The 16,800-nt window shown below is 58.1% G+C and carries 18 protein-coding genes; 5 read left to right on the top strand and 13 right to left on the bottom strand.

What is annotated here, in order from left to right; translation table 11 throughout:
- Positions 1–70: 70 nt before the first annotated feature.
- Complete coding sequence (locus J7416_RS10885) at positions 71–1,075, bottom strand: radical SAM protein (protein ID WP_209224791.1); 1,005 nt, start codon at positions 1,073–1,075, stop codon at positions 71–73.
- A 487-nt stretch (positions 1,076–1,562) separates the two neighbouring features.
- Positions 1,563–1,937 carry a helix-turn-helix domain-containing protein gene (locus J7416_RS10890; RefSeq protein WP_209224792.1) on the bottom strand — a complete coding sequence of 125 codons (375 nt, stop codon included), beginning with the start codon at positions 1,935–1,937 and terminating at the stop codon, positions 1,563–1,565.
- 128 nt (positions 1,938–2,065) lie between these two features.
- On the opposite strand from J7416_RS10890, the gene J7416_RS10895 reads away from it, so the two are divergent.
- From J7416_RS10895 to J7416_RS10915, 5 genes are all read left to right on the top strand, one after another.
- On the top strand, positions 2,066–2,674 hold the full coding sequence (locus J7416_RS10895; protein WP_209224793.1) for an NAD(P)H-dependent oxidoreductase: 609 nt from the start codon (positions 2,066–2,068) through the stop codon (positions 2,672–2,674).
- Positions 2,661–3,380, top strand: coding sequence for a glutathione S-transferase N-terminal domain-containing protein (locus J7416_RS10900; protein ID WP_209224794.1), 720 nt, complete (start codon positions 2,661–2,663; stop codon positions 3,378–3,380). Before J7416_RS10895 ends, J7416_RS10900 begins: the two co-directional genes overlap by 14 nt.
- The gene (locus J7416_RS10905; RefSeq protein ID WP_209225078.1) at positions 3,377–4,036 is read left to right on the top strand and encodes a DsbA family oxidoreductase; all 660 of its coding nucleotides are present in this window, start codon (positions 3,377–3,379) and stop codon (positions 4,034–4,036) included. The genes J7416_RS10900 and J7416_RS10905 overlap by 4 nt, the downstream gene beginning before the upstream one ends.
- A gap of 193 nt (positions 4,037–4,229) precedes the next feature.
- Positions 4,230–5,420: a low temperature requirement protein A gene (locus J7416_RS10910; RefSeq protein ID WP_209224795.1), complete on the top strand. Its 1,191-nt coding sequence runs from the start codon at positions 4,230–4,232 to the stop codon at positions 5,418–5,420.
- 4 nt (positions 5,421–5,424) lie between these two features.
- Entirely contained in the window at positions 5,425–6,372 is a 948-nt protein-coding gene (locus tag J7416_RS10915; RefSeq protein ID WP_209224796.1) for an ion transporter, read from the top strand.
- A gap of 29 nt (positions 6,373–6,401) precedes the next feature.
- Here J7416_RS10915 and J7416_RS10920 read toward each other — a convergent pair whose 3' ends face one another.
- The 11 genes from J7416_RS10920 to J7416_RS10970 all read right to left on the bottom strand — a co-directional run bounded on the left by J7416_RS10920 (position 6,402) and on the right by J7416_RS10970 (position 16,795).
- Complete coding sequence (locus J7416_RS10920) at positions 6,402–7,097, bottom strand: RraA family protein (RefSeq protein ID WP_209224797.1); 696 nt, start codon at positions 7,095–7,097, stop codon at positions 6,402–6,404.
- Complete coding sequence (locus tag J7416_RS10925; RefSeq protein ID WP_209224798.1) at positions 7,094–7,789, bottom strand: alpha/beta hydrolase; 696 nt, start codon at positions 7,787–7,789, stop codon at positions 7,094–7,096. The genes J7416_RS10920 and J7416_RS10925 overlap by 4 nt, the downstream gene beginning before the upstream one ends.
- A complete protein-coding gene (locus J7416_RS10930) occupies positions 7,786–8,910 on the bottom strand; it encodes a cobalamin-independent methionine synthase II family protein (protein ID WP_209224799.1) in 1,125 nt (374 codons plus the stop codon). The genes J7416_RS10925 and J7416_RS10930 overlap by 4 nt, the downstream gene beginning before the upstream one ends.
- Positions 8,911–8,967: 57 nt before the next feature.
- Entirely contained in the window at positions 8,968–9,930 is a 963-nt protein-coding gene (locus tag J7416_RS10935) for a cupin (RefSeq protein WP_209224800.1), read from the bottom strand.
- Positions 9,931–10,081: 151 nt separating this feature from the next.
- Positions 10,082–11,071 (bottom strand): ester cyclase, encoded by a 990-nt coding sequence (locus J7416_RS10940; RefSeq protein WP_209224801.1) that lies wholly within the window; start codon positions 11,069–11,071, stop codon positions 10,082–10,084.
- Positions 11,068–12,087: a LacI family DNA-binding transcriptional regulator gene (locus J7416_RS10945; RefSeq protein WP_209224802.1), complete on the bottom strand. Its 1,020-nt coding sequence runs from the start codon at positions 12,085–12,087 to the stop codon at positions 11,068–11,070. The genes J7416_RS10940 and J7416_RS10945 overlap by 4 nt, the downstream gene beginning before the upstream one ends.
- On the bottom strand, positions 12,087–12,854 hold the full coding sequence (locus J7416_RS10950) for an SDR family oxidoreductase (RefSeq protein WP_209224803.1): 768 nt from the start codon (positions 12,852–12,854) through the stop codon (positions 12,087–12,089). The genes J7416_RS10945 and J7416_RS10950 overlap by 1 nt, the downstream gene beginning before the upstream one ends.
- Position 12,855: 1 nt before the next feature.
- Positions 12,856–13,908, bottom strand: a complete 1,053-nt coding sequence (locus J7416_RS10955; protein WP_209224804.1) for an ester cyclase — start codon at positions 13,906–13,908, stop codon at positions 12,856–12,858.
- Positions 13,905–15,236 carry a histidinol dehydrogenase gene (hisD, locus tag J7416_RS10960; protein WP_209224805.1) on the bottom strand — a complete coding sequence of 444 codons (1,332 nt, stop codon included), beginning with the start codon at positions 15,234–15,236 and terminating at the stop codon, positions 13,905–13,907. Before hisD ends, J7416_RS10955 begins: the two co-directional genes overlap by 4 nt.
- Before the next feature lie 11 nt (positions 15,237–15,247).
- Positions 15,248–15,778, bottom strand: coding sequence for an ester cyclase (locus tag J7416_RS10965; protein ID WP_170464392.1), 531 nt, complete (start codon positions 15,776–15,778; stop codon positions 15,248–15,250).
- 135 nt (positions 15,779–15,913) lie between these two features.
- Positions 15,914–16,795 (bottom strand): carbohydrate ABC transporter permease, encoded by an 882-nt coding sequence (locus J7416_RS10970; protein ID WP_209224806.1) that lies wholly within the window; start codon positions 16,793–16,795, stop codon positions 15,914–15,916.
- Positions 16,796–16,800 lie beyond the last annotated feature (5 nt).

Here is a 16,800-nt window from a genome sequence, read left to right on the forward strand (position 1 = left end):
GGTGACGGGGGTCATCCGCATGCAGTTTTCAGCGGCGTTGAATTCTGTTGATGTCGGCGGTAGGGCGACGTTAATCCCACTTGAATTTTGAGATCAGAATGTCGGCGACGCAGGAGCATGACTCTTTCGTGCAAATGACCGCCCCCTCGGGCAGAGCGATGTCACCGCCGATTTTTCCGATACGCCCTCCGACACCGCATACGGCGCGAAACACGCCCCCATCTCCGGCAATGCGCAAAGACTCGATCCCCGCATCACAGGTCCAGCCTTTCCAGCGGTTTTCGCCACGCATAATCAACTCATTGGGCCGGAACGTCTCGCGCGAGCCGTCAGCGTTGTTTCGAACCATGATCCCACGTGGGTGACGCAGCTTGCCGCCCGATCCGCCGGGGTTGGACATCCGCTCGCGCATCTTGGCAAGCTGTTCGTCGCTATAAGGATAAAGCTCGTTGCGAAACTCTAGCCGCAGGGGCTTCATGACGATCCCAATACGGGGGAATTCCTGTCCCAGTTTGCGCGCAACGTCATAGCTTTCGTCAAAGCGGTCCGGGTTCATGGTGATATTGACCTGAACGTGGATCACCTCGGATAAAATTGCGATAACGCGGCGGACATGCTCAAAATCCGCCTCTTCCAGATGGTAGGTCAGGATCAACGAGTCCAGCTTGTCACGAATAGCCTGCCAGAACCGCTCGGTCCGCGACCCATTGGAGATCACGCTGACCTTCATACCGTGCGAGCGAGCGGCACTCAGGATGTCCTTGATTTTGGGGTGCAGCGTCGGTTCGCCCCCAGTCAACTGCAGCCACACCTGACTGCCCAGACCTTCCTGATAGTGTTCCTGCAGCGCTTCGATCATGCCAACGACGTCTTCGAGGCTTTGCCATCCTATTGATCCATCATGCAGCGCAGCGGGACAGTAGCTGCACGCATAGTTGCAGCGATTGCCCAGCATCCAGTCGACCAGGACAACCTTTTTGTGGATGTCATCTGCGTGTTCGATCCATTCCAGCGGGCGCGGATGCATCTCTGTCAGCGGGTCATCGGCCCATTCTGTATTGTGTATAGACTGCATCAGTAGCGTACCTGCTCAGGCTGGGTTTGGAAGTCGTCGAGCGATCTGTCGCGCGGGTGTCCGTTTCCTCTGTCCGGTCTCTGATCACTGTTGTTGTATCCCTTGGCGAGACAGTTGCCATTTCCAATAGCAACGCGGGAACCGCGACAATTCAGGCTAAAACAACTCACTCAGGTCACAACTCAAACATAGGAATAATCAACTTCAACTTGCGCACTTTATTCCAGTAAGCGCTTACACGCAAATCGGGGTGGTTTGTGAAAAGGCTTGCCCGTTGCAAAGGGGTCAATCTGGTCGACGGAGGCAGGCGATTGCTGCAGTTAGCCCTGCAATTCTGCCTTGGCCCATTCGCCAACTGCTTGCTCTGGCATACCGATGCCTTCGACCGCGAAGGAAGAAACCCTGGCAGGTTCAAATGTGACGGTGCCCTTGCAAGGTCGCGCAGGGTCATGTCCTTGGGACAGTTCACAGGGCAACTGGCCGAATTTCAATAGTCGTTGGGCAAGCCATTGGGCAGCTTTTCTGTCCACCTGCGCAGCTCATCAAGGAAACCAAGGGCCGTTTGGCCCAGTTCGGTGACCGAGTACTGAACAGATACGGGGGCTGTGTCCATCACTTCACGATGCACCAGCCCCTGATCCTCGAGCTGACGCAAACGTTCGCTGATCATCTTTTTGCTGGCGCCGCCCACCATGCGGGACAGATCGTTGAACCGGACCGGACCGTCCTTCAGGTGCCAAAGGATAGATCCGGTCCATTTGCCGCCGATGATCCGCATTCCACGTTCAATCGCACAAGGTTCCAAACAGGCGTCGGTTACCCGTCGGCGCCCTTTCGCGTCCTCGTCAATTCGCGCGCGCATCGTCGTCCTTTCGTTAAAAACTAGGTTACCAAAAGTATACTAGTTGCATTTCTTCACTTGCAAACTCAAATTCCCTGTGAACCCGCCGCAAGTCAAGGGTTCAGAGATTGCACATATAGGATATGGACATGAGCAAAATCCTGATCGTGAACGGCACGCAGCCCTACGAATTTGCCCCCGGCCAATTGAACGCCAGTTTGGCCGAGCACGCGCGCGACGCACTGACTGCCATGGGGCACGAGGTACGCGTGACCACCGTCGCCGATGGCTATGACCCCAACACAGAAGTCGAGTCGCACCTGTGGGCCGACACAGTCATCATGCAATTTCCGGTGAACTGGATGGGCGTGCCTTGGGTTTTCAAGAAGTATATGGATGAGGTTTATACCGCCGGAATGGATGGGCGACTTTGTGCAGGCGATGGCCGGACAACTGACGCCCCCAAGGCCAATTACGGTACCGGCGGCACGTTGAACGGCAAATCCTACATGCTGTCGGTCACGTTCAACGCGCCAAAAGAAGCGTTCGACGATACGTCCGAGCCGTTCTTTGCCGGCGGCAGCGTCGATGACCTGTTGCGACCGATGCATCTGAACGCAAAGTTCTTTGCCATGCAGCCCTTGCCGACTTTTGCAGCGTTTGATGTTATGAAGAACCCCGAGATCGAGGCGGATTTTGCCCGATTTGACGCGCATCTGAAAACCACATTTGCCGAGGTCGAACATGTCCCAGCCTGATATCCATCTTTATACCGCCGGAACGATGAACGGTTACAAACCGGTCATCTTTTTGGAAGAGGCAGGCGTGCCGTACGACCTGACTCATATCAACTTTTCCAAACAAGAGCAGAAAGCGCCGGACTATCTGGCGCTGAACCCCAACGGTAAAATCCCGACCATTGAGGACCGCGCTGAAGGGCGCGCGATCTTTGAATCCGGCGCGATCCTGTGGCATCTGGCCGAGAAATACGGGCAGTTTCTGCCATCGGACCCGGTTAAGCGTTCCGAGGTGATGCAGTGGATGTTGTTTCAGGTCGGCCATGTGGGACCGATGATGGGACAGGCCATGTATTTCCAGCATATCGCCGCGCCCAATGGCCATGACGAGCCATTCTCGATCCGTCGTTATGTGGACGAAAGCCGTCGGTTGATGGAGGTGATGAACACGCACCTTGAGGGGCGCGAATGGGTCGCCGCGGACGAATACACCATCGCCGACATGATGCTGTACCCCTGGGCACGTGCCTATGTCTGGGCGCGGGTTGATGTGTCGGACCTGCCGCATTTGAATGCCTGGTTCGACCGCATTGACGCCCGGCCCGCCGTACAGCGGGCGCTGACCATTCCCAAGGCCAACCCTCAGTTCTGGGATGCCAATGCGGATGCCAGTGCCTTCGCCAAAGAAAACGCCGCGCGCTTTTCCAGCGACGTGAAAGGAAGCTGACCGTGCAGGATCCCCTCCCTATCCGCGTCGATATCATATCAGACGTCGTCTGCCCTTGGTGCGTCATTGGTTATCGGCAACTGGCCAAGGCGGCACAGAACACTGGAAGCGAACTTGATATCCACTGGCATCCGTTCGAGTTGAACCCTCAGATGGCCGAAGGTGGAGAGAACCTGCGCGAACACCTGGCGGCCAAATATGGAACGACTTTGGAAGGGTCGATTAAGGCACGGGAGCGCCTTACGGACATGGGGGCCGCGCTTGGGTTTACCTTCAACTATGCGGACGACATGCGGATGTACAACACGTTTCGTGCGCATCAGTTGATCGACTGGGCCTCAGAGCAGGGCAAGGGGCACGACATGAAACAGGCGCTCTTTGCGACGTTCTTTACGCGACGCGAGGACGTTTCGGATATGCAGGTTCTGGCCGACTCAGCAGCCAGCATCGGGTTGGATCGCAACGATGCACTGACCATGTTGCAGAGCGGTGAGAGGGCTGACATCGTGCGCCAGAAGCAACAGTTCTGGATCCGCCAAGGCATTCAGGGCGTCCCCGCAATGGTGTTCAACCAGCGCCATCTTGTGACCGGCGCGCAAGGCGAAGACAATTACGCGCGAATCCTGCAACACCTGCAAGACAATCAGGCCGCGTGACGCCAACAGAGCGCGCGGGCTCAATCGTCCCATGGCGGACACGCGGATGCCCGGCATTCCCGTGCCGAACCATCGTCATGGGGGTTGCATGGTGCGGGTCTGCACGACAACCTTGGATTAGCACCAAAGTCAAACACAAGGTGGCCGCTTGTCGGCCACTTCTCCTTCTATCACTTTCAAGAGTTCATTCTTTATGGCCCTTCACGAACACCCCATGTGGCGAAAGCCCCAGCACCACCAAGATCTTGACCACGCGCATGACCACGTCCACTGGGCCGAGTTGTTCTATGACCTGATCCACGTTGTGACAATCTTCCTGCTGGGCAACTACCTGTCGCACCACCTTGATTTCCATGGGTTTCTTGTTTTCGCGGGAGTCTTTATCACGCTCTGGTATGCGTGGGGCGAGCTCAGTATTTTCAACTCGATCTATGTCAGCACGGATTTCTGGCACCGCCTTATCATGTCAGTGATGATTTGTACGGTGATGTTCATGGCCGCAGCGATTCCGGCCATAGATGGCAAGGGCTGGGTTTTCTTCGCATTGGGATTTGCCGCGAACCGGGCAATGATTGCCGCGTTGTATTATCGCGCCCGACGGGTCAACTCATCGGGCCAGTCGATGTCATCCGCGCAAATCCGCAACTTCTCGGTCTTTGCCGTGATTTTTGCGATTACCGCGTTCCTGCCGACACCGCTGGCCTACTGGGTGTTTGCCGCCGCAATGGTCGCCACGCAGGCGATGTATATGATCCCCGGCGTCACAGTTCTGCGCTTTGACCGGTTCGTTCCGCGCCTTGGTCATATGGCCGAACGGTTCGCCCTGCTGACATTGATCGTACTGGGCGAAGGGTTCTTCAAGCTGGTCGTCACCCTGTCGGAAAAAGGCATCTACAAAGTGTCGCCCGACGTGCTGGTCAACTTCGTCATCGGCGGGGTTTCGATGTTCGTCATGTGCTGGATCTATTTCGACTTTGTCGGCAATGCCAAACCCAAGGACAAGAAGGTGTCCACGCTGGTCACCTGGTGGCTTGCGCATCTGGTCCTGATGTTGTGCGGCGTCATGGTTGGCGTCGCACTGGCCGCCGAGGTCAAGGTCGGTTTTTGGGAGCCCTACCCCACCGAATACGCCGCCGTCGGCTGTTTCGGCCTTGCTGGCTACATCGCCATGCTTTGGGTCCTGCAGAACGTGATCGAACACCGGTTGGCTACGGATTTCGGTCGTTGGGACGTGCGCGTGTTCGGAATCGTGTTGGCAATTGCCTGCTTCTTCATCGTCCCCCACGTCCCGGCATTGGTCGGTAACATGATCTGGGGCACCGCACTGCTCTCGCAAATCGTGGTTCCTGTGGCACGTGCGTGGTCGAAGTTCCGGCATGATTAATACGATGACCGATCGGAACGAATTGCGAAAAAAAGTCTATTGGTGGCTCGAACGTCCGGACCGGGCCGCCACAGGCCCATGGTTGCTGGAAATTGCCCTGATCCTGCTGATCACGCTGAACGTCGCCGCAGTCATTTTGGAAACCGTCGATTCCATCTATGAACGCTGGGGCGCAGCGCTGCTTGTGTTCGAAGGTCTATCCCTTTTTGTTTTCGTGGTCGAATACGCGTCTCGGCTGTGGGTCGCGCCGGAAAACCCTGACTATGAGTCTCGTGCGAAATGGGCGACCTCGCCGATTGCCGTGATCGACCTGCTGGCGATACTGCCGGCGCTGCTTTATCTGTTCTTTCCGGTCGATCTGCGGTTGCTGCGCACCTTCCGCATGTTGCGGTTGCTCAAACTCACGCGCTATTCACCCGCGCTTGGCATGTTGCTGGCCGTGTTCGAGGAAGAGGCCGGAGCCTTCTTTGCCGGGTTCTTCATCCTGATGGTCATGCTCATATTTGCCGCCAGCGGCGCGTGGCTGGCCGAGCACGAGGCGCAACCCGAAGCATTCGGCTCAATCCCTGCAGCGATGTGGTGGGCGATGGCGACGCTGACAACTGTCGGCTATGGCGACGTGACCCCAATTACGGTGGCTGGCAAGATCTTCGGCGCCGCGATCACAGTGATTGGCATCGGTATGGCTGCGCTGCCCGCTGGTATCATCGCCAGCGGCTTGAACGACCAGTTGCACCGACGACGCGCAAGCCTTGAACGCGAGTTCAGAAAAGCGCTGGAGGACGGTGACATCTGCGAGGCCGACGAGGCCGACATCGAGGCCCTGCGCAAGCAACTGGGCCTGTCGCGCCGTGCCGCCGACCATATCCGCGTCCGGGTTCATGCCGAGACGGACCCGAATAAGGCACGCTGCCCGACTTGTGGTCAGCCAACCGAAAAACGACAGCCCTGACTCCATAGCGGGTCCGGGGGCCGGGGGGATTACGTCCGCGACGCCTCAAATGTGGCCCAGGCGGTTTCGAAGGCTTCGAAATCAAAACCTGGCTCGCGGGCTGGCGCGAGGATCAGCTTTTCGGTTTCCAAGAGCTTGTTGATGGCTTGCTCTAACCCATCCACAACCTCGGGCGGGATCACCAAAGCGCCGTGCCGGTCGGCGTGCACAAGATCGCCATCCTTGATCGACAGGCCAAAGATATTCACGGACGTCCCGATTTCTTTTACATGCACGAAACCATGGCTTGGGCCAACGGACCCGGCCACAACCGGAAACCCATCCGGCAAATCGCCCAGATCGCGCATCACGCCATTGGTCAGCGCACCGCTGACACCAAATCCTTTGTGAACGGTCGTGTTGATCTCGCCCCAATAGGCCCCGATGCAATGCGGGTAGTCCACGTCTTCAACAACGGTGACCGTCGGGCCTGTGCCCGTTGCCATGTGGCGATAGTAGTCCATTCGACGTTTGCGGATGACCTCGGGAGGTTCTTCAGGCGGGTTCACGGCGGCGATCTTGGCCGTTCTGGCATAGCCGACCATCGCGCCAGCGTCCGGGTCCGAACACAGCATCGTGCCTCGGGTAAAAGCATTGAACCCGCGCTTGCCTTGGGCGACCTCAATCGCATTGCACACTGTCGGGGTGTCAACGGACTTCAGAAGGTCCAGCAGGGATTGTTTCATATCGCCTCCAACCAGCGGCGCAGAGCCGCTGTTGTCTTTTCAGGTTGTTCCAGGGTGGGCAGGTGTCCGGCCTGCTCGATGATCTCAAGCCGGCTGTCAGGCACCAGTTCATGCATCAATTCGTGCCGCGAAACAGGACACAGCGCGTCATCGCGACCGCACAGAATCAGCGTCTTGCGGGTATAGTTGCGCAGTGTTTCGCTTTGATCGGGACGGTCGCGCAACGCAATGGATTGGTTGACAAATACGTCCGCCCCCAGACCCATCGCCATATCCATACACAAGTCCAGAATGGTGGCGCGATTGGGACCGTCGGTCAGGTAATTCGGCTTCATCTCCTCCGCCATCACCGTCCGCAAGCCACCTTTCTTCGCCGCCTGAATCTGCGGGGTGCGACGGGCTTTGACCTCATCCAGTTCGGCCAGAGGGTTCGTGTCCAGCAGCGCCAAGCCCGAGACACGCTCTGCCGCTTGGCGCAGGATTTCCATCGCAACGATCCCGCCCATGGACAATCCCGCCAAAGCAAACCGAGGCGGCGCATGGGCCAGCACCTCGTTCGCCAGAGCGGTCATCGTGTCGTGCCCCCCAATCGGTGCGCACAGGATCGGATAGCTGCCCGACAATGCCGCGATCTGAGGGCCGTACAGCCGCGCATCGCACATCATGCCGGGCAGAAGAACAAGCGGCGTCATTTGACCAGAGCAGCCCCTTCGGCCAGCGCGCCCAGTTTGGCATATGCGATATCGGGATCAACTGACCCGAACCCCGCAAACGTGCCAAATCCACAATCGGACCCGGCAATCACCCGATCCGCACCCACAATTCCGGTAAACCGCTCAATGCGTTGCGAAACCAGTTCGGGGTGTTCGATAAAGTTCGTTGTCGTGTCGACGACACCGGGAACCAAGACCTTGTCGTCCGGGATTTCCGCCTTGCGATCGCGGAACACAGTCCATTCATGCGCATGGCGTGGGTTTGAGGTCTCGAACAACAAGTAACGCGCCTTGGTCGACATCAGGGTGGAAAACACCTTGTCCATACCGATATCGCAGCAATGCGGCCCCTCGTAGTTGCCCCAGCAGATGTGCACGCGCACCTTGTCAGATGGCACGTTTTCCAACGCGTGATTCAGCGCTTCGACATGCATGTCTGCGACCTTCACGAAGTCTTCGTCCGACAGGTCGGTGAACAGCATGTGGCGCGACAAGGCCAGATCCGGGCAGTCCAACTGCAATTCCAGCCCTGCACCCACGATCGTCTCGTATTCCTGCTTCATCGCGTCTGCGAGCGCTTCCAAATAAGCCTCGCGCGACGCATAGAAATCGTTCTGCAGGAACAGTGAAATAACCCCCGGACTCGCGGCATTCATAAACCCGCGTTCGACCCCATGCGCGGCCATGGCAGCTTTAAGATTGTCGATGTCTTTCTGCAGCTCTCCCTGCCCCTTTGATCGAACTTCACCCACGCACATCGGGCGCGCGTATTGCGGCGTACCGCCGTCATCAGCCAGCCGTTTTAGAAAGCCTGGGAACATCTTCAGATCCGCCGGAGCATTGCGCGGGCTGTCCCCGTCAAAACCGGTGTAGCGGTCTTTGACGTAGGTCGCGTACGAGATTTTCGACGTCTCGCCATCCGACACGACATCGACCCCCGCCTCAACCTGCTTGCGAACGGTCTCGGAAACCGCCGAGGTCATGCAGGCGTCAAATGCGGCTTGGTCAAAAGGCTCCTCCCGCTCGCGTGCGAAGATGAAATCGACTACCTCCTGCGTGCGCGGAAGGCTTCCTACATGCGTGGTCGAAATGCGGGTCATATCGTGTCTCTTACCAAGTTATTTGAAGCGCCGCCCACAAAAGGCGGCGCAAATGCTTTAGCTGCCAGTCCAGGTCGGACCGGCGGGGTCGTCGGTTGCGGTAATCCGGTACAGGCCCGCATCGCCGGTCATGGACGGCGCGGCGCTGTAGCTTTCGCCCGGCAGAACCAGCGCGGTGTCTCCGTTGGACAGCGTGACTTCAACGTCATCAATCGCAATGCGCCAATGACCGCTGGCGGGCATCAGAACCACTGGCTTGTCTGCCTTCACAGGATCAATCACGCTGGAACCGCGCCCAAGGAAATCGACCTCGAACCCAGGCTTGTCCTTGATCAGGCCGTTTTCACCGATGACCGCAGCGGGCTTGTTCGACGACAGCGCCATCAGGTCCCAATAGCGGGCCACGTATTTGCCAATGACATTCTCAACGGGCACTTCTGGATAGGCCTTCAACTCTTCTTCGGTCAGCAGAGGCATCGGCTGTACATTGTGCGGAAGTTCCTGGCCTTTCTTGCTGTCATAGAGCACACCGTTGTTGCCCAGCATCAAGCCATGGGCTTGCGCGTCCTCGATGACCTGAGGTGCCCAGGTGACCCCTCCGCCTGCGTCGTCGCCGCCAAGGATCGACATGATCATGCCGTAGTCCTGACCAACGTTTTCGAAGCCGCGGAAGATACCCGTCGGGATGTTAAAGATATCGCCTTCTTCGGCAATGACCTCACCCGCGGTGCCATAGCGGCCCCAGAAGAACCGCCACCGGCCCTTGGCCACAAAAAATACCTCGGCCGTTGTGTGGCTGTGCAGCGAGTTGCGGCATTTCGGAGGTTGACCGGCTGCGCCGATGTTGAAACCGATCTTGTCGGTGATGTGGACGTGCTGATCAGGGCTTTCCGAAACGCCGCCACCGACAATGGTAAAGTTCTCTTTCTGATCCGAACCCGGCGTGTGTGCGTCGATGAACGCGGTTTTACAGGGTTGCAATTCGCCATAACGGACGATGCGGCTTTGGATTGTGCTCATATCTGTTTTCCTTCTGATTGGGATTTGATTGGTTCAAACCCCAAACCCCGGAGGACGATTGTTCAGCCGCCGGGCGCGCAGGCTGGCGCGATGGGCATGAAACCGCCGCGCCCCCTGCCCCGCATCCAGATTTGTAACCCGGCGCGGCATTCTACAGATCGCCGGACTTCAGCAGGATCTGCTTCCAGACCGAAGTTTCGTCGAACAGAGTGTATTCGCGGCGCAGCTGCGGCTGACCACCGATCAACTCACCGAATTCACCATGGCTTATGCCCAGCACATAGACCTGAGCGCCGGTCGGAACGCCAAAAGCACCCCAGCCTTCATGCTTGCCCCACAGGCTCCAGCGTACAGCTGCGCGCGGGGCCATGTTCGGGTCGTCACGGCCGATCTGGTGTTCGATCGTGAACTCGGCATTCGGGAAGCTGGCGCGCAGTCCCATCCAGAACCGGTCAACGGCATCCCAGCCATGCCCCGTCACGCCACCCACGTATTCGGATTGAACGGCACGGTCATACTCGGCTTCGATCGCGCCCATATCGGCACCCATGATGCGGGTCAGAATATCGGCATAGCGCTGACCCCATTCATTATCGTTGCCGGTGCCCTTGTAGGGGCCGGGCTGGTCGGTGTCAGGTGTCAGCGGTTTGACGCACTTGTCCGGCCCGCCCTCACGCGCGATCAGATCAGCCGCATAATCTTTGGGGTCCCACCCCATCTGGCGGACGATCGCGCCCTGATCGCGGATCAACCATTCATCGTTGATCTGATTGTCGATGGCATGACAGTCGGCCAGAATCCGATAGCGCAGCTTGGTCCCCGTCGCCTTGCCATAGACGCCATCCGACTGATGCGTTGCCGTCGAGATGATGCGGTGCGAGCTCAACATGCCCTCTTCCGGCGTGCCGGACCAGATCACATCCTCGCCCAGCAATTGCCGGTCAGGAAACTCGGCCAGCGTCGCCATGGTTGCGCCGATGACGTTCTGGTTGCCCAACACCACCGATGCGGGCGAACGCACGACAATGTCCGGCGAATAGTAGTGATGCAGCGTTGAGATACCGCGGTCTTCCCAGATCTCTTTGGTAATCCCGATAATATAGTCGGGAAAGTCTTTGAATTTGGGATCAAATCCCTTCATGTCTTCCATCCTTCAGGTATGCGGGCCGAGCCGCGAACGATCAGCGGCCCGTCGATCTCTAACCGGCGCGGACCAACGTCCGGGCCTTCGATTTTGCTCAGTAGAATGTCTACAGTTTCGGCAACCATACGGTTGGCAGGCTGGCGCACTGTGGTCAGGTCATAGGTGGGCCAAGCAGCCACGGCCACGTCATCATATCCGACAACAGAAACATCGTTGGGTACGTTCAGGCCCAACTCGAATCTCAGAGCGTCCATCACCGCAATTGCCATGTGATCGTTGGCCACAAAGACGGCGTCCGGCGGGTCAGCGGCAAACATTTCGCGTGTCGCCTCGCGCGACTTTTCACTGGAAAAGTCACCAACCCCGCGCGCGTGCAGCGCGACGCCCGCGTCTTTCAACGCAGCCCTAAATCCCGCTTCACGGTCCCGCTGGGTCGAGGCCCCCTCCCAGCCCGCGATGTACCCGATTTTCTTGTGACCGCCGGCTAGGAGAAACTCCGCCACCTTGCGGCCTCCGGCAATATTGTCGGACGACACAGCTGACATCCCCGGATCATCCTGTGCGCGGTTGAACAGCACCACCGGAATACCGGCTGCCTGACACCGGTCAGACAGATCCGACGACAAGGCCACCGACGCGGCAATGATCCCATCCACTTGGAAATCAAGAATTTCCTCGACAACCTTGTCGATGTTCTGCGCCGAGTTCGATGCCATGAAGACCAGCACGTGATAGCCGCGTTCCTGCAGCGCGTTCGTCAGCTTTTCTAGCGCTTCGGGGTAGAACTGGTTGTTCAGATACGCCACGACCAGACCAATGATCCGACTTTTGCCGGAAACAACCGCGCGGGCTAAAACGTTGGGTCGGTACCCCAGCTGATCCGCCGCCTTGCGCACTTTCTCAGCTGTTTTCTTTGACGCGGATGCGCCGGGCGTGAAAACCCGGCTGACCGCAGATTGACTGACCCCGGCCAGACGAGCAACGTCCAAAGATGTGATCTTTTGCCCAGGCATCAGTCTGCTGTCCACCCCCCGTCAATCATCATCGCGGTCCCGGTAACAAGCGCCGAGGCATCTGACGCGAGATAGACAACTGCCCCCATGATGTCTTCGATTTCGCCGGGGCGACCCAGCTTGATCTTGTCCAGAATCCAGGCACGTTTGTCCGGGTCATCGAAGGTCGCGCGCGTCAGGTCCGTCAGGATAAAGGTCGGGCAAATGGTATTGACCCGGATCTTTGCCGGACCGAACTCTAGCGCCATCGCCTTTGTGAACCCTTCGACCGCGAATTTCGAGGCGCAATACACCGCCCTTTCCCGCCCGCCGACATGCCCCATCTGGCTGGAGATGTTGATCAACGATCCGGCCCGTCCGGTCTGCAACAAGCCTTTGGCCACCGCTTGGGTCAGGAAATACGCGCCGCGAACATTGACATCCATCACGGCGTCAAAATCTTCTGTTGCCGTTTCGACCGCCTTGCCATGCCGCGCCAGACCGGCGGAGTTCAGCAAGATGTCGAACGGCCCGTTCTCTGCGACAGCAGCAGCCGTTTTGTCGACGTCCGAGACGTCGAGCTCAAGCGTATTGGCCGCCCACCCCCGCGCCTTCATCTCATCCGCGATATCCTGCAGTGCGCCAATGCGGCGCGCTGCCAAAGTCACCTCAGCACCGTGTTCGGCCAACGCAACAGCACAGGCCATACCGATGCCGGAGGATGCTCCGGCTATCAACGCGCGCTTGCCGCTGAGTTGGAAACTTGGGGTGCTGGGGAATTGGGGCATATCAGACCTCGCCGACCGGGAATGGAATTTCGCCCATTACACGAGCCTTGTTGAACTCGCGCAGACGGGCGAAGACATCTACGCCCAGTTGCCGGTACGCGTCCAGCAGGTCAACCATCACCCAGTTTTCGCGGATCAAGCCGTTTTCGAGCCGCCAGAAATCCAGCGACCGCATGGTGATCCGCTGAGCAGAGGGGGCAATTCCCATCCAGCCGTCATGGGTGACAGTCTGGATCATGTTAGGCCAACCGGTTACCGCCGCGTATTCGGCATCACCGAAGAAATGATAGGTGATGTCGTCCACGTATTTGCCGCGATCCGGCATGCCATTTAGAAACGGGATCTGGTGCCAATTGCGGAACCCGGCGATACCTCGACCGGTTCCGATACCCGCGGGCCCGTACCAGTTCATGCGCGGATGCCAGAACTTGTCCATCTCCATCACCTCTGGCCCACCCTGGCTGGGGTGCTTTTTGAGGTGATTGAGCATCTCGACAATGTGGTCGCACGAGGCTTGGGATTTGGCCTCGTCCCATGGACCGGGCACGATACCGTCCAGCGTCGCAGGGCCGGGAATGCAGAATTCCAGCCCCAAGGACGGGGCCATCGGCCAGGCATTCGCCTGCATCATGACCTCGGGGATGTCCCAAAGCGTCTGGATCTCGACGATCTGGCCGTCCTCGATGCGGTAGAACTCATGGAACCGCATGTGGGTCAGATGCCCGGTCGGCGGAATGTCCAGCCATGGCGCGACAAATGTACCGATGTAGTGCCCACCACATCCGATCCAATCGCCGCCATGTTCGGTGCGTCCGCCCATGACGATCCAGTCGCGACGTTCAAGATCAGGCATGGCCTTCAACAGCGGCGCGTAACACGTATCGTACAGTTCCTGCGGACCGGTCAGATCGCCAAACGGATGCGGCATGTGCACCACGGCATCCGAGGCGATGGCCCCCTTCAGCGCAGCCTGCACACGGACCGCATCAAAGTCATACATCGCGGCCCTAAGCGGCGCGATCAGCGCCTTGTTGGCCGTATGGACGTCGCTCATTCTGCGGCCTCTCGATATGGGGCACCTTCGCCGTAGGGAACATTGATACCGCCATAGCGACGGACCCGGACGTTGCACTGTTCGGCGTGCCCAACAAACCCTTCGAGCATACACAGGCGCGAGCCATATTCGCCGATCACGGTCGCGGCTTCGTCGGTCAGAACTTTCTGATAGCTGTGGGTTTTCAGAAACTTACCAACCCATAGACCACCGGTGTACCGCCCGGCCTTTTTGGTCGGCAACGTGTGGTTCGTACCGATCACCTTATCGCCGTTGGCAACGTTGGTGCGCGGACCAAGGAACAACGCGCCATAACACGTCATGTTTTCCAGGAACCAGTCGTCGCGATCCGTCATCACCTGCACATGCTCCGAGGCGATATCATCGGCCACCTCAAGCATTTCGTCATAGGTATCGCAGACGATGACCTCGCCGTATTCTTCCCAGCTGACTTTAGCAGTGTCAGCAGTCGGCAAAATACCCAGAATGCGGTCGACCTCGTCCAGAGTGGCCTCGGCCAGTTTGCGCGAGTTGGTCAGCAGAACGCAGGGGCTGTTATACCCATGCTCAGCCTGCCCCAGCAGGTCAGTGGCGCACAGCTCGGCGTCAGCGGCGGTTTCATCCGCGATCACCATGGTCTCGGTTGGACCTGCGAACAAATCAATGCCGACGCGTCCAAACAATTGACGCTTGGCTTCGGCGACGAATGCGTTGCCGGGGCCGACCAGCATATGAACCGGTTTGATGGATTCCGTGCCAATCGCCATTGCGCCGACAGCCTGAATGCCACCCATGACGTAGATTTCATGCGCGCCACCCAGATGCATCGCAGCGATCACCGCAGCATTGGGCTTGCCCTGAAATGGAGGTGTACACGCAATGATGCGGGGAACACCCGCCACTTTGGCCGTGGCAACGGACATATGAGCCGAGGCTACCATCGGGAACTTACCGCCCGGAACATAGCAGCCGACGGATTGTACGGGGACGTTTTTATGGCCAAGGATCACACCGGGTTGCGTCTCGACTTCGATATCCAGCATCGAGTCGCGCTGTGCCTGCGCGAAATTCATCACCTGCGCTTGCGCGAACTTGATGTCAGCCAGCTCCCGGTCGCTCAGCGAGGCGATCAGGTCGTCGATCTCTTGCTGGCTCAGACGGAAGCTCTCGGGCGAATAGTTGTCGAATTTCTCCGACAACTCTCGTACAGCCGCATCGCCGCGCGCCTCGATATCCTTCAGCGTCGCCTCGACGACGGCGCGGGTTTTGGCATCATCCTCGGCCCTGTCGGCCTCGGGTTTACCGCGTTTAAGATATTCGATTGCCATTGTCTTATTCCTCAGTTGTCGGGCCGGGGCGGTGTTTTTTCGCCCCGGTCAAATGCTTCCCAGCCTTCGCCGTTGAACACGTCCACGCCCAATTGCGCAGCGACGTGGGCGAAATCGACGTTCACCCAGTTGTCGACGATCTTGCCGTCAACGACCTTCCAGAAGTCCATGTACCGGATCTCAACCCGTTTGCCGGTCGGTGCGATCCCCAGAAACTCGCCCGAATGGGTTGCCTCTTGCCGGCCAAAGGCCGCGGCCCATTCGCCCATGTAAAGGCGCGCTTCATCAATGCAGGTCTTGTCGGAAAACGCAGCCTGAAACGGGCGCTGCCAGTTGTTCTGAAACTCTTCCAACCCGGTCTTTGTTCCACAGCCTTGGTTGCCCAGCCAGCGAAACCCTTGCGAGAAGAACTCGCCAATGTCGTCGATGCGGTGGTCGTTCAATCCGTCGACCATCCCTTCGATAACCGCTCGGGTTTCTTCGGTTTTGCTCATGTCCGTGTCTTTGGTCAGCACGGCCTGTTCGGGGCGTGAACCCTTCATGATTTTCGTCCTTGTTCTGATGCATTAGGAATTTTCTGATTTTCCGAGCGGTTTAAATCTCAGACAGAAAATCCCTCGGCATCCGGTTGAGCGCCGGGTGGCGCCCAATGGCATTATGTCGTGCAGAGGCGCTCATCAGCCTTTCACCGCCCCTGCAGTCAGACCGCTGACAATCTGGCGCTGGAAGAACAGAATCAGCACGAACAGCGGCGCGGTGGTCGAGACCACGGCGGCAACCGCGTACATCACCTTGCCTTCGACCTGGGTGGTGCCCATGAAACTGTTGATTGCCGGAATGATGGTTTCGTTGTCTGCACTCAGCAGCATCGCCGTAACGGCAAAGTCGTTATAGGCCAGCAAAAAGCTGAACAGGCCGGTGGTAATCACGCCCGGCCACATAACCGGAACGATCACATGCCAGAACGCCTGAAACCGGGTACAGCCGTCGACCATTGCGCTTTCATCCATGTCTTTCGGGATATTCTTGAAGAACGAATGCAGCATCCACAGGGTGAAGGGTTGGTTGATTGCGACCAACACAATGATCGTGGTCGGCAGAATGCCCCAGACATTCCACTCGAAGAACGGCAACAGGTAACCTGAAACCAGGGTGATATGCGGCATGGCACGGAACACCAGAGCAGCCATCAAAATCCAGAAGGCATAGCGGAAGCCGGATCTTGCGAGCGCATAACCACCGAGTGTCCCGAAGGTCAGCGAGATGACAACGGTAAAGAACACCACAATCCCGGTGTTTCTGAAATTGAACCAGAAATCCTCAAGCACCCAAGCGCCATAGTAACCCGCTCCGGTGAAGGCGCTGCCGGTTTGTTCGATTGTGTTTGTGCCCCGCAGCGCGTTCATCCAGTCGGCCTTGGACAGAAAGTCAGCCTGAACTTTAAAGCTGCCCCAAAACGTCCAGAAGAAAGGGAACGCCGCGATAATGAGCCAGACTGCAACAAAGCCATAAGAGAACAGCTTGAGCGGAGTCATGCGGGATTGTGCTTTGGTCGCCATGTCGT

This window comes from Ruegeria sp. R14_0 (assembly GCF_017743975.1).
GTDB lineage: Bacteria > Pseudomonadota > Alphaproteobacteria > Rhodobacterales > Rhodobacteraceae > Ruegeria.